This is a genomic window from Dermacoccus sp. GAS27A (genome assembly GCF_044909235.1).
In the GTDB taxonomy this organism is placed as follows: domain Bacteria; phylum Actinomycetota; class Actinomycetes; order Actinomycetales; family Dermatophilaceae; genus Dermacoccus; species Dermacoccus nishinomiyaensis.
This window is the reverse complement of record NZ_JBIYDW010000003.1, coordinates 42,933-60,301: the sequence shown is the minus strand read 5'-3', so window position 1 is coordinate 60,301 and position 17,369 is coordinate 42,933. Positions and strand designations below refer to the sequence as shown.

General features: G+C 70.2%; 14 protein-coding genes, 1 other RNA gene and 1 pseudogene. 10 read left to right on the top strand and 6 right to left on the bottom strand.

Annotation, left to right across the window (positions count from 1 at the left end; all coding sequences use genetic code 11):
- Window positions 1-127: 127 nt before the first annotated feature.
- Window positions 128-3,508, bottom strand: a complete 3,381-nt coding sequence (locus ABH936_RS03965) for a pyruvate carboxylase (RefSeq protein ID WP_136788089.1) — start codon at window positions 3,506-3,508, stop codon at window positions 128-130.
- A gap of 228 nt (window positions 3,509-3,736) precedes the next feature.
- The gene (locus tag ABH936_RS03960; protein WP_136788088.1) at window positions 3,737-5,317 is read right to left on the bottom strand and encodes an MFS transporter; all 1,581 of its coding nucleotides are present in this window, start codon (window positions 5,315-5,317) and stop codon (window positions 3,737-3,739) included.
- Window positions 5,318-5,721: 404 nt separating this feature from the next.
- Here ABH936_RS03960 and ssrA point away from each other — a divergent pair.
- Window positions 5,722-6,088, top strand: a transfer-messenger RNA (tmRNA) gene (gene ssrA / locus ABH936_RS03955).
- Between the two features lie 99 nt (window positions 6,089-6,187).
- Here ssrA and ABH936_RS03950 read toward each other — a convergent pair.
- Window positions 6,188-6,352 carry a hypothetical protein gene (locus ABH936_RS03950; RefSeq protein ID WP_241724751.1) on the bottom strand — a complete coding sequence of 55 codons (165 nt, stop codon included), beginning with the start codon at window positions 6,350-6,352 and terminating at the stop codon, window positions 6,188-6,190.
- A gap of 568 nt (window positions 6,353-6,920) precedes the next feature.
- On the opposite strand from ABH936_RS03950, the pseudogene ABH936_RS03945 reads away from it, so the two are divergent.
- Both ABH936_RS03945 and ABH936_RS03940 read left to right on the top strand, forming a co-directional pair.
- Window positions 6,921-7,211: pseudogene (locus ABH936_RS03945) on the top strand (HipA domain-containing protein); the annotation flags it as partial.
- A gap of 89 nt (window positions 7,212-7,300) precedes the next feature.
- Window positions 7,301-7,429 carry a DUF6011 domain-containing protein gene (locus ABH936_RS03940; RefSeq protein WP_404602662.1) on the top strand — a complete coding sequence of 43 codons (129 nt, stop codon included), beginning with the start codon at window positions 7,301-7,303 and terminating at the stop codon, window positions 7,427-7,429.
- Between the two features lie 60 nt (window positions 7,430-7,489).
- Here the strand turns inward: ABH936_RS03940 and ABH936_RS03935 are convergent, their stop codons facing one another.
- Window positions 7,490-8,140 carry a hypothetical protein gene (locus tag ABH936_RS03935; protein ID WP_404602661.1) on the bottom strand — a complete coding sequence of 217 codons (651 nt, stop codon included), beginning with the start codon at window positions 8,138-8,140 and terminating at the stop codon, window positions 7,490-7,492.
- A gap of 110 nt (window positions 8,141-8,250) precedes the next feature.
- On the opposite strand from ABH936_RS03935, the gene ABH936_RS03930 reads away from it, so the two are divergent.
- The 4 genes from ABH936_RS03930 (at window position 8,251) to ABH936_RS03915 (ending at window position 12,829) form a co-directional block, all read left to right on the top strand.
- Window positions 8,251-8,604, top strand: a complete 354-nt coding sequence (locus ABH936_RS03930) for a hypothetical protein (protein WP_074041183.1) — start codon at window positions 8,251-8,253, stop codon at window positions 8,602-8,604.
- A gap of 264 nt (window positions 8,605-8,868) precedes the next feature.
- Entirely contained in the window at window positions 8,869-11,760 is a 2,892-nt protein-coding gene (locus ABH936_RS03925) for a DEAD/DEAH box helicase (RefSeq protein WP_241724749.1), read from the top strand.
- Between the two features lie 101 nt (window positions 11,761-11,861).
- Window positions 11,862-12,425 carry a YqgE/AlgH family protein gene (locus ABH936_RS03920; protein WP_404602660.1) on the top strand — a complete coding sequence of 188 codons (564 nt, stop codon included), beginning with the start codon at window positions 11,862-11,864 and terminating at the stop codon, window positions 12,423-12,425.
- Window positions 12,426-12,493: 68 nt separating this feature from the next.
- Window positions 12,494-12,829, top strand: a complete 336-nt coding sequence (locus tag ABH936_RS03915) for a DUF3039 domain-containing protein (RefSeq protein WP_050786634.1) — start codon at window positions 12,494-12,496, stop codon at window positions 12,827-12,829.
- Between the two features lie 12 nt (window positions 12,830-12,841).
- On the opposite strand, the gene ABH936_RS03910 is transcribed toward ABH936_RS03915, so the two are convergent.
- Complete coding sequence (locus ABH936_RS03910; RefSeq protein ID WP_136788081.1) at window positions 12,842-13,207, bottom strand: hypothetical protein; 366 nt, start codon at window positions 13,205-13,207, stop codon at window positions 12,842-12,844.
- Window positions 13,208-13,557: 350 nt separating this feature from the next.
- Between ABH936_RS03910 and ABH936_RS03905 the strand changes: the two genes are divergently transcribed.
- Window positions 13,558-14,082 (top strand): hypothetical protein, encoded by a 525-nt coding sequence (locus ABH936_RS03905; RefSeq protein ID WP_404602659.1) that lies wholly within the window; start codon window positions 13,558-13,560, stop codon window positions 14,080-14,082.
- Between the two features lie 16 nt (window positions 14,083-14,098).
- Here ABH936_RS03905 and ABH936_RS03900 read toward each other — a convergent pair whose 3' ends face one another.
- Window positions 14,099-14,326, bottom strand: a complete 228-nt coding sequence (locus ABH936_RS03900) for a hypothetical protein (protein ID WP_404602658.1) — start codon at window positions 14,324-14,326, stop codon at window positions 14,099-14,101.
- Window positions 14,327-14,544: 218 nt separating this feature from the next.
- Here ABH936_RS03900 and ABH936_RS03895 point away from each other — a divergent pair, with 218 nt between their 5' ends.
- The gene (locus ABH936_RS03895) at window positions 14,545-16,317 is read left to right on the top strand and encodes a DEAD/DEAH box helicase (protein ID WP_404602657.1); all 1,773 of its coding nucleotides are present in this window, start codon (window positions 14,545-14,547) and stop codon (window positions 16,315-16,317) included.
- A 126-nt stretch (window positions 16,318-16,443) separates the two neighbouring features.
- Entirely contained in the window at window positions 16,444-17,286 is an 843-nt protein-coding gene (locus tag ABH936_RS03890; RefSeq protein WP_239303596.1) for an RDD family protein, read from the top strand.
- Window positions 17,287-17,369: the final 83 nt, after the last annotated feature.

Below are 17,369 nucleotides of genomic sequence, written 5' to 3'. Positions count from 1 at the left end.
CGGCCCGCCTGAACGACGCCGAAAGGGGCGCCCGTCTCGACTCGAGACGGGCGCCCCTTTCGCATGCGCCGCACGACCTGACGGGCCCGAGCGGAGGCCGCGAGCCGTCAGGTCACGGCGGCGGACATCACTCGATGACGATGACGAGGTCGCCGCCCTCGACCTGCGTCTCGTGCGTCAGAGCCACGCGCTTGACGGTGCCCGCGACGGGCGTCGTGATGGAGGCCTCCATCTTCATCGCTTCGATCGTCGCGACCGTGTCGCCTGCCGCGACCTCGTCACCCTCGGCGACGCTGACGGACACCATGCCCGCGAACGGCGCGGCGACGTGGCCGACGTTCTTCGGGTCGGCCTTCTCGACGGCGGCGACGTCGACCTTGACGGCGTGGTCGCGCACCTGGACGGGGCGCAGCTGGCCGTTGAGCGTCGCGAGCACGGTGCGCATGCCGCGCTCGTCGGGCTCGGAGACGGACGCGACAGACATCAGGATCTTCTTGCCCGGCTCGAGGTCGACCTCGTGCTCCTGCCCGGGCGCGAGGCCGTGGAGGAACTCCTTCGTCGACAGCACCGACAGGTCGCTGTAGAGCTCGCGGGCACGCGCGTAGTCCTGCGTCGGGCCGGGGAACAGCAGGCGGTTGAGCGTGCCGCGCGGGTCGCGTGCGAGGTCGGCCTCGTCATCGGCGCTCAGCTCCTCGACGCGCGGGCGCACCGTGCGTCCGGCGAGGGCCTTCGTGCGGAACGGCTCGGGCCAGCCACCGGGCGGGTCGCCGAGCTCGCCGCCGAGGAAGCCGATGACGGAGTCCGGGATGTCGTAGTTCTGCGGGTTGGCCTCGAAGTCCTTCGGGTCGGCGTTCGCGCTGACGAGCGCGAGCGCGAGGTCGCCGACGACCTTCGAGCTCGGCGTCACCTTGACGACGTTGCCGAGGATGTCGTTGGCCGCGGCGTACATGTCCTCGATCGCCTCAAAGCGGTCGCCGAGGCCGAGCGCGATCGCCTGCTGGCGCAGGTTCGACAGCTGCCCACCCGGGATCTCGTGACGGTACACGCGACCCGTCGGCGCGGCGAGGCCCGACTCGAACGGCTTGTAGAGGGTGCGCACGGCCTCCCAGTACGGCTCGAGGTCGCACACGTTCGCGAGGTCGAGCCCCGTCGCACGGTCCGTGCCGTCCGTCGCCGCGACGAGCGCCGACATCGACGGCTGGCTCGTCGTGCCCGACATCGCGGCGCTCGCGACGTCGACCGCGTCGACGCCCGCGTCGATGGCGGCGAGCAGCGTCGCGAGCTGGCCACCGGCCGTGTCGTGGGTGTGCAGGTGCACGGGCAGGTCGAAGCGCTCCCGCAACGCGGTGACGAGGGTACGCGCCGCCGGGGCGCGCAGCAGACCCGCCATGTCCTTGATCGCGAGGACGTGGGCGCCGGCGTCGACGATCTTCTCGGCGAGCGCGAGGTAGTAGTCGAGCGTGTAGAGCTTCTCGTCGGGGGAGGCGAGGTTGCCGGTGTAGCACAGGGCCACCTCGGCGACGGCGGTGCCCGTCTCGCGCACCGCTTCGATGGCGGGACGCATCTGCTCGACGTCGTTGAGGGCGTCGAAGATGCGGAAGATGTCGACACCCGTGCGCGCGGCCTCGGTGACGAACGCGTCGGTCACCTTGGTCGGGTACGGCGTGTAGCCAACGGTGTTGCGCCCGCGCAGCAGCATCTGGATCGGGATGTTCGGCATCGCCTCGCGCAGCTTCGCGAGGCGGTCCCACGGGTCTTCGGACAGGAAGCGCAGCGCGACGTCGTACGTCGCGCCGCCCCAGGCCTCCATCGACAGCAGCTGCGGCGTCATGCGTGCGACGTACGGCGCGACGTGCAGCAGGTCGCGGGTGCGGATGCGCGTCGCGAGCAGGGACTGGTGGGCGTCGCGCATCGTCGTCTCGGTGACGGCGACGGCCTGCTGCTCGCGCAGAGCGCGGGCGAACGCCTCGGGCCCTTCGGTGATCAGCCGGTCGCGCGCGCCGGGCGGGACGGGGCCGCTGATGTCGAATGCGGGCAGCTTCTCGCGCGCCGTGATGGCGAGTGCTGAGTGGTCGCCGTACGGCTTGTTGACGGTCGTCTCGGCGAGGTAGGTGAGCAGCTTCGTGCCGCGATCGCCGGGGGTGCGCGCGTCGAGCAGGTGCGGGTGGGTCTCGATGAACGACGTCGTCACGTTGCCGGAGATGAATGCCGGGTCCTCGAGCAGGGCCTGCAGGAAGGGGATGTTCGTGCTGACACCGCGCACGCGGAACTCGGCGAGGGCGCGGCGGGCGCGGCGCACGGCCGTCGCGAAGTCGCGGCCGCGGCAGGTGAGCTTGACGAGCATCGAGTCGAAGTGGGCGCTGACCTCGGCGCCCATGTGGATCGTGCCCCCGTCGAGGCGAACGCCCGAGCCGCCCGCGGAACGGTAGGCGGTGATCGTGCCGGTGTCGGGGCGGAAGCCGTTGGCCGGGTCCTCGGTCGTGATGCGGCACTGCAGCGCCGCGCCGCGCAGGTGGATGTTCTCCTGAGCGAGGCCGAGGTCGTCGAGGGTGTCGCCGGAGGCGATGCGCATCTGCGCGGCGACGAGGTCGACGTCGGTGACCTCCTCGGTGACGGTGTGCTCGACCTGGATGCGCGGGTTCATCTCGATGAACACGTAGCGGCCGCGGGTGTCGAGCAGGAACTCGACGGTGCCGGCGCACGAGTAGCCGATCTCCTTCGCGAACGCGACGGCGTCGGCGCACATGCGTTCGCGCAGTTCGGGGGAGAGGTTCGGTGCCGGCGCGATCTCGACGACCTTCTGGTGGCGTCGCTGCACGGAGCAGTCGCGTTCGAAGAGGTGGACGACGTCGCCCTCACCGTCGGCGAGGATCTGCACCTCGATGTGGCGCGGGTCGACGACGGCTTCCTCGATGAAGCAGGTCGCGTCACCGAAGGCGGATTCGGCTTCGCGCATCGCGGCCTCGAGGTTCTCGCGCAGCGCCTCGGGCTTCTCGACGCGACGCATGCCGCGCCCGCCGCCGCCGGCGACGGCCTTGACGAAGACGGGGTAGCCGATGTCGTCGGCGCCCTTGACGAGTTCGTCGATGTCGGACGACGGCGGCACGCTGCGCAGCGTCGGCAGGCCGGCGCGCTTGGCCGCGGCGATGGCCGTCGCCTTGTTGCCCGTCATGTGCAGCACGTCGGGCTTGGGGCCGATGAAGGTGATGCCGGCGTCGGCGCACGCCTCGGCGAGCAGCGGGTTCTCGGACAGGAAGCCGTAGCCGGGGTAGATCGCGTCGGCGCCCGATTCGCGGGCGACGCGGATGATCTCGTCGACGTCGAGGTAGGCGCGCACGGGGTGGCCGACCTCGCCGATCTGGTAGGCCTCGTCGGCCTTGAGACGATGCTCGCTGCCGCGGTCCTCGTGGGGAAAGACGGCGACGGTGGTGGCGCCCAGCTCGGTGGCAGCGCGGAACGCGCGCACGGCGATCTCGCCTCGGTTGGCGACCAGGACCTTGCGGAACATGCACATCTCCGTTCGGGGTGGGGCGCCGCGGCGGCGCAGTTGGTGCTGACACTACCGGTCGCTCAGGGCTGAAAACCGCAGAGTTTCGCGGCAAAACCGACCAATAGCGAACAGTTGGCAACACACGCGTGTCTCGCACCACACCGGACGTGGAAAAAGCCTCTGGGCGGGCCCGACGCCGGGTCGAGCCCGCCCAGAGGCGAGGGTGTGCAAGCTGAAGCGACCGCGTCAGCCCACGTGCGCGGTGGGCGCTGCCCCGTCGGTCTGCAGTTCGTCGCTGCGAATCGTGATGAAGATCAGGATGAGCAGGGCTCCGACGAGAAGCATGCCGGAGGCCACCCAGAACCCGTGCGTCGAGGCGAAGGTCTGCACGTCGAGCGCTCCGGCTGCCTGCTGGGCCTGCATCTTCGACTTGAACTCAGCCGTTTCCTGCACCGACGTCGGCACCTTCGCCATCGCGGCAGCGGCGGCGGCCTTGAGCTCGTCGGCACGCTGCGTCGCATAGTGCGAATACACCGTGGTGAGAGCGGCGAGACCGATCGAACCACCGATCTGCTGCGCGGTGTTGAGCGCGGAGGCGGCGGCCCCCGAGTCCTTCGCTTCGACGCCGTGGGAGGCGGCGAGCGTCATCGGGATGAAGACGAAGCCCATGCCGAGGGCCATGACGAAGATGCCGGGCAGCAGGTGCGTCGCGTAGCTCGAGTGCGTGTCGAGCTGGGTGAACGACCACATGCCCGCTGCTGCGAGCAGGCCGCCGAAGCCCGAGAGGTAGCGCGGCTTGATGCGCGTGACGAGGTTCTGCGACAGGCCCGCGGCGATGACGATGCCGAGGCTGAACGGCAGGAACGCGAAACCGGACTTGACCGGCGAATAACCGAGCACCTGCTGGATGTACAGGCCGAGGAAGAAGAACATCGCGAACATCGCGGCACCCATGATGAGCATCGCGAGGATGGCGGTGCCTCGCGTGCGGTCGGCGAGGATGCGCGTCGGCAGCAGGGCGTGCTCGGTGCGGCTCTCGATGGCAGCGAACGCGATGACGAGCAGCGTGCCCACGATCAGCGGCACGAGGGTCCAGGTGTCGCCCCACGAGTGGGACGCGGCGTTGGACAGGCCGTAGACGATGCCGAACAGACCCGCGGTCGCCGTGACGGCGCCGATGATGTCGAGGGTGCCCTCGTGACCGTCGGATTCGACGAGCACGCGGGGTGCGAGCACGGCGACGGCGATGCCGATGGGCACGTTGATGAGCATCGTCCAGCGCCAGTCGATCTCGGTCAGCACGCCGCCGAGGATGAGGCCGATCGCTGCACCGGCGCCGGACATCGCGGCATAGACACCCATGGCGCGGTTGCGCTCCTTGCCGGGCGGGAACGTCGTGTTGACGAGGGCCAGTGCCGCCGGCTGAGCCAGCGCCGCACCGGCACCCTGGAGCACGCGCGCGGCGAGCAGGAGGGTGGGGTTGGGCGCGATGCCGCCGAGCAGCGAGGCGAGAGCGAACACGGCGATGCCGACGGTGAACATGCGGCGGCGTCCGAAGATATCGCCGAGGCGCCCGCCCAGCAGCAGGAGCGAACCGAGAGCCAGCGCGTAGGAGGTGACGACCCACTGAAGGCCGGACTGGCTGAAGTGCAGATCGGTCTGGATGTGGGGTAGTGCGATGTTCACGACCGTCCCATCGAGCACGATCATGAGCTGGGCGCAGGCGATCACGAAGAGCGCAAGGCTGAGGTTGGGCTTCGCGGGGTTGTCGGTGGATGACTCCACGGGTGCGTCGGGGCCGTGAGTGCTGACAGCAGCAGTCGACATCAGCCCCTCCTTTCTCGAGTTGGCGCCCTTGAGGGGCCGGGGCAGGCGTGGGGGAGAGGCCGGCGAGGAACCGACGGAGTGTGATGCGCGCGGGATCGAACGCGGGCAGCAGGGCGATCGGGCGCTGCCCTGGGGGGGCAGCCGCGCGTTGGCCGCCGTTCGTCGGGATGGGATCGGCCGTGGCTCGACGCAACGTGTCCGTGCGGCGAGGTGATTGAAGATGCAACGACCGAGGAACAACGATAGACCTCTCGGGGTGAGGCGCCAAGCGATCCTCGTGTGGCGCATTACACGGCAGAGGCGCAGCGGGTGGGAATGCGCTCGCGTCCTTCGCTGTTGAACCGCTAGACTGACGGACGCTGATTCGTCAGCAAGCACAACTCCACAGAGCGAACAGTTTCCATGGGGATGATCGGTTTCGACATCGGTCGCCGTCCCAGGGGAAGCGGGCCGAGGATGCAGAGTTATCTCGTTAACGCTCTCTGCAAACTTATAGGTGCCGATTCCAAGCGCACCGACTTCGCCCTCGCCGCCTGAGCGAGCCCGAAGTCTGTCAGCCTGAGCTAGTTCTCGACTCAGTGTCTGGCATCAGCTAGAGAACTTGCTGCAACGTCTTGTCGAGGGGCGTTGTGGGACTCTCACTCGACTGGGCCTGTCGCGGAATGTGTCATTCCTTGCCGCGGGGCCGAGAAAATCCGCAGGATGACTGCGCCCGGAGAAGCCCTGGATCGCCGTCGATGGACGGGGGTTCAATTCCCCCCATCTCCACCACCTCCATGCATCGGTCGCGAGGCCGAGCGGCTGTTCGCAGAACTCGTCACGCAGCGTGAATCAGGCTGCTGCGTGACGCGTGTGGCACGGAGCCCGCCGTCATCCCTCTCGAGGGGTGACGGCGGGCTCTTGCACGTCGTGCGGTCCGGCTTTCACCACTCGCCGATGCCGAGCCACCGCTGCACGATCGGCGTCATAGATCGCGACAAACCCGGCCGGGTTGATGGCCGTCCCGCCCGATTTCTCGATCAATAGATCGCCCATGGACGAGCTCGTGGCGTCCACCGATCCCTACCAGTACGCACGCGGGAGGGCTCTGGCCAGCTCTGCGCCGCTGAAGGATTGAGAGATGAGCGGCGCCGCCATCAGCGTCTCGACGTCGGTCGACGGTGAGGACATGACGGTCGGTACGTGGCATCCGCATCCACGAAGCGGTGGCACTTTCCGCTATGAGAAGTCGTGGGCGAGCGCTGAGTACGGCTACTCGCTGTCACCGGCGCTGCCCGTGCTGGCAGGCAGTGCGCCTCAGGTGACATATGCCGAGAAGGGGCCCTGCCGCAGGTCTTCTCGGACAGCGCACCTGCTCGGTGGGGCCGGCAGATCATCGAACGGACGTGGCAGGCCGACGGCAGGGGTGTGCCTGGCGCAGTCGACGTCCTTCTCGCCGTGCGCGACCGGCTACGGATGGGCGCACTTCGCTTCGCGCGCGACGGAGTCGAGATGAGCGAGAGCGCACGCGTGCCCAAGATGCTCGACCTGGCTCACCTCGAGGCGGTGGCGCGGCGAGCGGAGAGTCACACGGACAGCGACGCGGACATCAAGGAACCGTTCGATGCGGGTTCGTCGATGGGTGGTGCGCGCCCCAAGGCCGTCGTCGTGGACGAGAACGGGCACCTCATGTTGGCGAAGTTCACCTCGACCAAGGACGACACCGACGTCGTCGCGTGGGAGAAGGTCTGCCTGGACATCGCCGCACACGCTGGGATCACCGTTGGTGGCGGTGGCCGAAGCGTTCGAACCGCACATGGCCGCCTCCGGCCGTGTGGATCTCGCGGAGCTGTGGAAGCGCACAGTGCTGAACCTGCTCGTGGGAAACACGGACAACCACCTGCGTAACCACGGCTTCCAACCGCACCACGATCGAGCCGTGCGCGACGGGTTCGACGGTGCGATGAGGCAGCGAACCCGCGAGGTGTTGGGCCCGGCCCCGTCGTGTTGGATCTCGCCCCACGTGACGCCTCCGCTAGATCGGTGGGGCGATGCCGTGTCTGTGGGCGCCCGCTTCGCTCACCGGAGTCCATTGCACGTGGCTCCGGCCCCGAATGCTCCAAGAAGGTGTGAGCGTCGGGGTCGAGCCGTGAAAGGGGCGCGGGCCGTGTGAGGCAGCAGAACGCAGTGTCCTCAGGCCGCCGGGGCGCAGACCACCTGGTCGAGGTCGGCGGCCAGCGGCTGGCCGACGTTGTTCTTCACGACGTTCTTGACGCGTGCGACGCAGCGGACGCGCTTGTCGTCCTTCGTCAGGTAGGTCGTGCCGTGCGCGGCGATCGTCGCGGTGTCCTGGCCGGTCGAGTCGACCTCGATGCGGCTTCGCGCGTACGTCTCTGTCAGCCCGTTCTTCTTCTGCGCGGCGACGCTGAGGGCGTGCAGGTCATCGGGCGACCACGTCACGTCACTCGAGGCCGGCGCGGCGACGGCCTTCGCCTCCGGGCGCCAGTCCTTCTCAGGGACGGCGGCGGCACGCGCTGCGCTCAACGCGTCGGCGCGCTCGATCGTCGCCGTGGCCGACGCGATGGGCGCCGGGCCCGCCACGCGATGACGCATCGACGGCACCGCCGCCACGAACGCGACGACGGCGAGCGCCGCGATCACGCCGAAGCGCCACGGGTGGGCCTGCTCCAGGCACATCGACGCGAACATCCACGCGATCGCGCCGATCAGCACGGCGCAGAACGCGAGCGCGGCGAGCGTCGAGACGACCGTCGCGTGGGTGGGGGACAGCTGCGGCAGCCACATCGTCGCGACGTGGGCGGCGTGATCGAAGTGCACCGTCATGAGAGCTCCTTGGGCGCGGGGCTGCCTCGTCGCAGCCGCTCGAAGCTAGGCCGACAGCCTGAGAACCCGCCGAGAGGGCGCCGGACGTGCGCGGTGCGATACTGCACGGGATGCCCCCTTCCGACTCCCGCCTCGTCCGCGCCTGCCGCGCGCTGCTCGTGCTCGCCCTCGCACTGCAGACGTACCTCCTGTACGTGTTCCATTCGAGCGGGGCAGAAGGTGAGCTGTTCCCCCACGCCGACAAGGTGGTCCACGCCTGCATGTTCGGCGGACCCGCCCTCCTGGCACTGCTCGGACGGTGGCGATGGGTGGCGCTCATGCTCGCGTTCTATGCGCCGATCTCCGAACTGATCCAGGGCACGGACGTCGTGGAGCGCGACGCGGACTGGCGCGACGCACTCGCCGATGTGACAGGAATCATCCTGGCGTGGGGGTTGACGCGTCAGCTGCGCCGCCGGGCGTGACGTAGACTTGGGGGACCATTGATCTTGCGTTCAGTAGGTTTGCTTTCGGTTTGAGCGTGCCCGCAGCTACTCCCTGTGGCGGCACGTGGTGGTGAGAGTAGGCCCGTTCTCTGAGCGTCACCCACGATGTGACGCCGTCATGTGAGCGCCGAGATCCCACGCAACAGCGCCGATCCACCCAGTACGCAATCCTTCCAGCCCACGTGCTCCACGGGCTCTCTGGCGTGCTCGCCTTCGGTGCTCTCGACCGAGAGGTTCACACCCATGTCTTCGACGAACAACAACAACGGCAAGAAGCCGCGCTGGTCGCACGCCGACAAGGCCGGCGCCAAGCGCGGCCAGGACCGCTCCGGCGGCCGCGACTTCGGAGGACGCCGCGACGGCGCCGCGGGCGGACGCGACGAGCGACGCGGCGGTTTCAGCCGTGACAACGACCGCCGTGAGGGCGGGTTCCGCGGCGGTGACGAGCGTCGTGGCGGCTTCCAGGCCCGTGACGACCGCCGTGACGGTGGTTTCCGCGGCCGCGATGAGCGACGCGGTGGCTTCAGCCGTGACAACGACCGCCGTGAGGGCGGGTTCCGCGGCGGCGACGACCGTCGTGGTGGTTTAAACCGCGGCAGCGACGAGCGCCGTGGCGGCTTCCAGGGCCGTGATGATCGCCGTGGTGGTTTCAGCCGTGACAACGACCGCCGTGAGGGCGGCTTCCGCGGCGGTGATGACCGTCGTGGTGGTTTCAACCGCGACAACGACCGACGTGACGGCGGCTTCCGCGGCGACGACCGCCGTGGCGGTTTCAACCGCGGTGGCGACGACCGTCGTGGTGGTTTCGGGGGCCGCGACGACCGTCGCGAGGGTGGCTTCCAGCGTCGCGATGACCGCGGTGGTTTCAACCGTGGTGGCGATGACCGTCGTGGTGGTTTCAACCGCGACAACGATCGTCGCGAGGGCGGTTTCCGTGGCGGTGACGACCGTCGCGGTGGCTTCAACCGTGATGACCGTCGTGGTGGCTACCAGGGCCGTGACGACCGGCGCGGTGGGTTCAACCGTGACAACGACCGTCGCGAGGGCGGCTTCCAGCGTCGCGACGACCGCGGCGGTTTCAACCGTGGCGACCGCCGTGACGGCGGCTTCCAGCGCCGCGACGACCGCCGTGAGGGCGGTTTCGACCGCGAGAAGCGCTTCGGGCGCCCCGACCGCTCGTTCGACGACGCCCCCGTGCGTGACGAGTCCCGCGTCGAGGACGCGCAGGTCGAGAACGTGACGGCGGCGAACGCCGACGTCGCGGCGACCACCGTCGAGGCCGACGCGGCCACGAGCGAGAACATCCAGCGCGAGAACGTCGACGTCGTCGGCGAACAGAACCCCGACGAGCGCGTCCACGTCGACGGCGACGTCGAGGGTGACGTCCGCGTCGACGACGCTCCCACCGCCGACGCCACGGACGCCGAGCGCGACGGTGTTGACGCCGCCGACTCCGACACGACCAACTCTGACGCCGACAACACCGACGCGGAGAACACCGACCCCGCCGACGCCACGAACGCCACCGCGGGCACGGCCGACGGCGAGCACGCGGGCTTCGACGAGAGCGAGTCGGACGAGATCGACGAGAGCGTCATCATGACGTTCACCGAGCTCGGGCTGCCCGAGGCGCTCGTCGAGCGCATGGCGCGTGACGGCATCACGAAGCCGTTCCCGATCCAGGCGGCGACCATTCCCGACGCGATGGCCGGCAAGGACGTCCTCGGCCGCGGTCGCACGGGTTCGGGCAAGACGCTCGGCTTCGGTCTGCCGATGCTGGCGCGTCTCGCCGAGGGCGGCAAGGCTCGCGCGCACCAGCCGCGCGCCATCGTCCTCGTGCCGACGCGTGAACTTGCGATGCAGGTGAGCGATGCGCTGCAGCCGCTCGTCCACGTCGTCGGTCTCAAGCACAAGCTCGTCGCCGGTGGCATGCCGTACGAGCCGCAGCTGTCCGCGCTGGAGCGCGGCGTCGACGTCCTCATCGCCACGCCGGGTCGCCTGTCCGACCTTATCGAGCGTGGCGCGGCCGACCTGAGCCGCGTCGAGATCGCCGTGCTCGACGAGGCCGACCACATGGCCGAGATGGGCTTCCTCGAGGCCATCACCGAGATTCTCGACCTCGTGCCCGAAGGCGGCCAGCGCCTGCTGTTCTCCGCGACGCTCGACCGTGGCATCGACACCGTCGTCGACAAGTACCTCGTCGACCCGGTGACGCACTCGACGGACGACGGCACCGCCACCGTCACGACGATGGAGCACCACGCGCTGCTCATCGAGCCGCGCGACAAGAAGGTCGTGACGGCCGAGGTCGCGAACCGTGAGGGACGCACCGTGGTGTTCGTCCGCACCAAGATGGGCGCCGACCGTGTCGCCGCAGAGCTGCGCGAGCAGGGCGTCATGGCTGCCGCGCTGCACGGTGGCCTCAACCAGGGTCAGCGCAACCGTGTCCTGTCGGCGTTCAAGGACGGGCGTGTGCCCGTGCTCGTCGCGACGGACGTCGCGGCGCGCGGCATCCACGTCGACGAGGTCGGCGTCGTGCTCCAGGTCGACCCGCCGGCCGACCACAAGGACTACCTGCACCGCGCCGGCCGTACGGCCCGCGCAGGGGAGAAGGGCACCGTCATCACCCTGGCGCTGCCGCACCAGCGCCGCTCGATGCAGCGTCTACTCGACTCCGCCGGCGTCGACGTGAGCCTCGTGCGCACGCGCCCCGGTGACGAGGCGATCGTCGCCGCGGGCGGTTCGACGCCCGAGGGCCGTTCGATCTCCGAGGACGACCTGCGTCGCACCCTCGCGCCGCGCAACGACCGTGGTGGTCGCGGCGGCCGTGGCTACGAGCGCGGTGGCCGGGGTGGTTACGACCGCGGTGGTCGTGACGGCGGGCGCGGCGGTTACGGCCGTGGCGGCGGCTTCGACCGCGGTGGTCGTGGACGTTTCAACGACCGCGACGACCGTGGCCAGGGCCGCGGACGCGGCGACGACCGCGGCTTCGGTGGAGGGCGCGGTTACCGCGACGACATCGACGGTGGTTTCGAGCGCGAGAACCGTCGTCAGAGCTTCGGTGGTCGCGGCGGCCAGGGGGGTCGTGGTGGGTACGGCGGCGACCGTGGTGGCTACCGTGGCAACCGCGACTGACGCCGACTGAATCTGCGCTGATGTTGCCCGGTGATCCGGGCCCCGTGCCCCGATCACCGGGCAACATCGCGTTCGGGGCGGGCGTGTTCCACAATGGACGGGTGACCTCGTTGACCGGCCGACTGCTCGTCGCGGTGCCTCGTGCCCACGACCGCGACGAGGGTGACATCTTCACCCGTAGCGTCGTGTTCGTCCTCCACCACGGTGACGACGGCGCCCAGGGCGTCTTGCTCACCGAACCGCTCGAGGCCGGTGTCGACTCGGTCCTTCCGGGGTGGCAGTCCGCGTGCTCGGCGCCCGATCGTCTCTTCCAGGGCGGGCCCGTCGGCCTCGACACGGCGGTCGCGCTCGCGGGCGTGCCGGGGCGCGGTGACGTCGTGGGCGCCACGCGACTGTTCGGTTCGCTCGCCGTCGTCGACCTCGACGCGCCGCCGGAGATCGTCGCCCCGCAGCTGTCGGGGCTACGCGTGTTCGCCGGCAACTGCGGCTGGGAGCCGGGCCAACTCGACGTCGAACTCGCTGACGGGTGGTGGGTGCGCGCCGAACCCGAGATCGCCGACCTGTTCGACGCCGACCCCGAGACGTTGTGGGCGCGCGTCCTCGCACGCCAACCCATCCCGACGTGCCTCCTGGCGTCGTTCCCCGACGACCCGACGCTCAACTGACCCGCCGCCTGACGCCTCGGCTCGCTGCCCCCTGGCCCGCCGCGGGCGGCGCGCCTACACTGGCGCCCATGAACCCGGTTGTGTGGAACTCTTCGATCGACGACCCGTCATCGCCCCTCGGCGCGCCCGACGGCCCGGGCGGCCTCGGAGGGCCGGGCACGTCGACGGCGGTGCTGGAGCGAGAGCAGGTCGACCACCAGCTCTCCGAGCCCGGCGATCACGAGCGCTTCGCGCACTACGTGCGCAAGGAGAAGATCATGGAGTCGGCGCTGTCGGGCGAGCCCGTCACCGCGCTGTGCGGCAAGGTGTGGGTACCGGGCCGCGACCCGGAGAAGTTTCCGGTGTGCCCGACGTGCAAGGAGATCTACCAGGGCCTGCGTCCGCCGCAGGACGGCGGGGAGTGACGCCGACGGGCGTCAGCTCGCCTTCGCGACAGGCTGCCTGACGTCGCCCGTGACCGGGGCCGCACCGACGGCGCCGGTGACGACCACTCCCGCGGCGGTGGACGCCGTCGCCGAGCCGCCGTCGACCCCCGTCAGGTGCTCACGAACCTCGACTGCGGGCGCGTGCGATTCGGCCATGCGGATGAGCACCGTGCGGACGGCCTCGACGCTGACGCCGGCCGCCTCGGCGATGGCGCTCTTCGTCACCTTCGCCTGATCGGCGGCGGCGACCGCCCGCCGGTACTCCGCTTCGGCGGCGAGACGCGCTTCGCGCGCCGCAGTGACGGCGCTGAGCTTCTCGCGTTGAGCATCGGTGAGTTGGGCTCTCGTGCGAACCATGACTCTCGTCCTTTCCCTGCGAGCCCCGGCCAGGGGTGAGCGGCCTCGATGGACCGAGGGGCGACGCGCCGCTGGGGCCATCGAGTGCTCGATGTCCATGACTGACTCCACCCTAGGCGCGCGGACGCCCCGCATGGTGGGTTGAGCGCTACTCAACTCCAGGGTGTGATGCTCACCCCACCCTCCGCCGTCGCCCGGCGCGGCGCCGACACCCTTCGACGCGCGGTCGCGACCCAGCCCGTCTCGTCAGCTGGGAGCCTGCTGGGTGAAGCGACGAAGCGGCGACGAGTGGGCTCCGGCGGTGGCAGCCTGCCCCCATCGCGCTCGTGCTGTAGGCGGAGGCTCGGTTCGTGGCGCGGGAGTTCCTCGCCGCGCGCGGCGGCACGACGCGCAGCCTGCGCGTCGGCTTCGCCGCCATTGCTGTCGCGCTGCCGCACATCGGCTTCGCCGCCATCGTCGTCGCGCTGCCGCACATCGGCCTCGCGCACGGCGTCGGCGCACTGGAGTCGGCGATGGCTGCGTATGGCCTGGGCCTCGGCCCGGTCGACGCCGGGTGCAACATGCTGGCCGTCGCCATCGAGCACAGCTACGGGCGCCCGCTCATGTCGACGTTCCACGCGGCGTGGACGCGCGGCGGCGTCCTCAGCACGCTCATCGCGCTGGCGACGCATCGCTGGGGCTTCGCGCTCGCCGCCGCGGTGCTCATGATCCTGCCCGCCGCCGCGACGCTCGCGCCGTACGTCCCGCACGCGCGGCCGGAACCGGCGCCCATCACATCCGGGGCCGACGCCCCCGCCGCGCGCAGCCTGCCCTGGCGCGCATCCTCACCCTCGCCCTCGCGCTCGTCGTGTTCTACATCGTCGACACGGCCGTGACGACGTGGGCGCCCACCTACCTGCACCACACCTTCGCCTCACCGGCCTCGCTCGTCGCCGTCGCCACCCTGCCGTACCTCGTGTGCTCGCTGCTCAGCCGCAGCTGCGGCGACTGGCTGACGGCGCGGCTCGGCTCCGCGGCGCTCGTCGCGCCGCTGTCGTACTCGGTGGTCGCCCGCCTCGCCTGCGACGCACACCCGGAGGCGGACGCGGCGTCCGTCCAAGCCGGCAGCGACCCGGTCATCGCGCGCTTCAGCCACCAGGTCAACTACGTCGGCGGCCTGCTCGGAGCCGAGCTGACGGGCGCGCTCGGCGACACGTCCCTGCGCTACGGATTCGCCGTCCCGATGGTGCTGGTCCTCGGCCTCGTGGGGGCTGTCGCGCGCGTTCCGGCCGGCCTGAACGGTCGGTGGCGGCGGCCACGTCGGGGAGTTCGTTCGGCGCCGGTAGACTGCTTGGCCTATGAGTACCTCGGCTGCAGAGCACCTCTCACCCGCCTTCCCGGAGCGGGCCGCGTGGGGTACCGCGGGCAAGCTGCGCGCCTGGCAGGCCGGTGCGCTGGAGCGGTACCTGAGCACCGATCCGCGCGATTTCCTCGCTGTCGCAACCCCCGGCGCCGGCAAGACGACGTTCGCGCTGCGCCTCGCGACGGAGCTGCTGGGGCGCGGCATCGTCAAGAAGGTGACGATCGTCGCGCCGACCGAGCACCTCAAGACGCAGTGGGCCGACGCGGCCGCGCGCGTCGGCATCCAGATCGACCCGAGGTTCACGAACCGCCAGGTCGATGAGGCGTCCGACTACGACGGGGTCGCCCTCACCTACCAGGGCGTCGCGAGCAACCCAGACGTGCACCGCATCCGCACCGAGCGCACGCCGACGCTCGTCATCCTCGACGAGGTGCACCACGGCGGCGACAACAAGAGCTGGGGCGAGGCGCTGCGCACTGCATTCGACGGCGCCGCGCGACGCGTCTGCCTCACCGGTACCCCGTTCCGCAGCGACACGAGCCCCATCCCGTTCGTGCGCTACGAGGTCGACGACGCCGGCATCCGTCGCTCGGCGAGCGACTACGCGTACGGCTACGCCGAGGCGCTCGCCGACGGCGTCGTCCGGCCCGTGCTGTTCATGGCCTACGGCGGCAACATGCGATGGCGCACCCGGGCCGGCGACGAGATCGCGGCGCGTCTCGGCACACCGATGACGAAGGACGCCATTGCAGGCGCCTGGCGCACCGCGCTCGACCCGAACGGCGCGTGGATCCCGTCCGTGCTTCAGGCCGCCGACAAGCGCCTGTCGGAGGTGCGACGTCACGTGCCCGACGCGGGCGGCCTCGTCATCGCCTCGAACCAGACGGCCGCGCGCGCCTACGCGCGCACGCTCGAGGCGATCACTGGCACCAAACCGACCGTCGTGCTCTCCGACGACGCGGGCGCGAGCTCCCGGATCGAGGACTTCGCCAAGAGCAGCGAGCGGTGGATGGTCGCCGTCCGCATGGTCTCCGAGGGTGTCGACGTGCCGCGTCTGTGCGTCGGCGTCTACGCGACGTCGACGTCGACGCCGTTGTTCTTCGCCCAGGCCGTCGGACGCTTCGTGCGCGCCCGCAAGCGCGGCGAGACGGCGTCGGTGTTCCTGCCGACGGTGCCGATCATCCTCGAGCACGCCTCGCGTCTCGAGGAGCAGCGCGACCACGCCCTCGACCGTCCGCAGCGCGCGGGGGAGAACCCCGAGGACAACATGTGGTCCGAGGAAGAGGGGCTGCTCGCCGAGGCCAATCGTGAGGAGAAGGCCTCCGGGATGCTCGCCGACGACGGCACCTTCGAGGCGCTCGAGTCGCAGGCCGAGTTCGACCATGTCCTGTTCGACGCGCAGCAGTGGGGCATGGGCGGTGACGTCGGCAGCGAGGACGAGCAGGAATACCTGGGCTTGCCCGGTCTGCTCGAGCCCGATCAGATGGCGAGCCTGCTACGTGAACGCCAGGCCAAGCAGGCCAAGGCCGGGCGCACGCGACGCACCGACGACGACGAACCCGTCGCCGCGCACCGTGCCCTCGCCAAGCAGCGCAAGGAGCTCAACGGCCTCGTCGCGCAGTACGCGCGCAAGAGCGGCCAGCCGCATGCCGTCATCCACAACGATCTGCGTCAGCAGTGCGGGGGGCCGACGCTCGACAAGGCCTCCTCCGAGCAGGTCGGCGAACGCATCGAGTTGATCCGTCGCTGGTTCGTCGGTCGGCGCTGAGCCTGCGAGGCCCTCAGCCTGCGGGTGTCATGTGGGATGCAGTGCGGTACGAGGCACTGCCTGCCTGGCTCATCCGCATGGCTCATCGCCCCCGGCGCGTCATGCGGGGGCGGATAGGGTAGACGCATGACTGAGCAGCCGCACGCGCCCGTTTCGTCGGGCTGGTACGACGACCCCCGCGACGCCACCCAGCTGAGGTACTGGGACGGCATCCTGTGGACCGAGCGCACCATGCCGAAGCTGCGCCCGGGCCTCGACCACGTCGGGGAGGCTCGCCCGGTCCAGCACGTCGACGCACCGCCGCGCCGTGACGGCGAGCCGCGCACCTATCCGGCTCACTGGGGCCCCGAGGGCAGCGGGGAGCAGCAGCATCGCTTCGGTGCCCCGCAGCCGCGGGCTCATGATCAGCGCCCGACGGCGTTCGGAACGAGCGCGGGGGAGCCGTCGGGGGTGTGGCGCCGCTTCTTCGCCTACTTCCTCGACCGCATCATCTTCGGGGTGCCCGTCACCCTCGCGATGCTGCCGTTCCTGCACTCGTGGATTGACGAGTTCCGCGACTTCATCGACGAGGCGAGCACCGCCGCGAGCAACGGTGGGCAGATGCCGGCCTTCCCCGACGACCTGACGTCGCCGCCGCTCGCGTTGGCGCTCGCGCTGTTCGTGGCGGGATTCGTCTACGACACCCTGATGACGTCACTGCGTGGTGCGACGCTCGGCAAGTCGGCGCTCGGCATCCGCGTGGCGCCCATCGAGGAGGGCGACCCCCGCTCGCCGCAGAAGTTGCCGATGGCACGCAGCGCCGTGCGCGCTCTCATCAAGTACGTGCCGGATCTGATGTCGCTCGTCGCCGTGCTTGCCGGCATCGCGGGCCTGCTGCAGATCGCGATCCTGCTGTGGGCGCTGAGCAACCGCCTCCGTCAGGGCCTCGACGACCTCGCGGCGCGCAGCGTCGTGCGCCGCACCCGCTGACCCCGCCCCACCTGCGTTTTTCGTCCACCTTCGCGAATCCCGTCCACATCGGCGATTCTCGTCCATCTTCGTGCCCGGCACGC

Coding starts and splice junctions, on each gene's coding strand:
- ABH936_RS03950 (WP_241724751.1), bottom strand. CDS start 6,352: ATGGGCGATCTATTGATCGAGAAATCGGGCGGGACGGCCATCAACCCG.
- ABH936_RS03960 (WP_136788088.1), bottom strand. CDS start 5,317: ATGTCGACTGCTGCTGTCAGCACTCACGGCCCCGACGCACCCGTGGAG.
- ABH936_RS03900 (WP_404602658.1), bottom strand. CDS start 14,326: ATGACCGGGTCGCTGCCGGCTTGGACGGACGCCGCGTCCGCCTCCGGG.
- ABH936_RS03895 (WP_404602657.1), top strand. CDS start 14,545: ATGAGTACCTCGGCTGCAGAGCACCTCTCACCCGCCTTCCCGGAGCGG.
- ABH936_RS03935 (WP_404602661.1), bottom strand. CDS start 8,140: ATGACGGTGCACTTCGATCACGCCGCCCACGTCGCGACGATGTGGCTG.
- ABH936_RS03930 (WP_074041183.1), top strand. CDS start 8,251: ATGCCCCCTTCCGACTCCCGCCTCGTCCGCGCCTGCCGCGCGCTGCTC.
- ABH936_RS03915 (WP_050786634.1), top strand. CDS start 12,494: ATGAACCCGGTTGTGTGGAACTCTTCGATCGACGACCCGTCATCGCCC.
- ABH936_RS03965 (WP_136788089.1), bottom strand. CDS start 3,508: ATGTTCCGCAAGGTCCTGGTCGCCAACCGAGGCGAGATCGCCGTGCGC.
- ABH936_RS03910 (WP_136788081.1), bottom strand. CDS start 13,207: ATGGTTCGCACGAGAGCCCAACTCACCGATGCTCAACGCGAGAAGCTC.
- ABH936_RS03890 (WP_239303596.1), top strand. CDS start 16,444: ATGACTGAGCAGCCGCACGCGCCCGTTTCGTCGGGCTGGTACGACGAC.
- ABH936_RS03925 (WP_241724749.1), top strand. CDS start 8,869: ATGTCTTCGACGAACAACAACAACGGCAAGAAGCCGCGCTGGTCGCAC.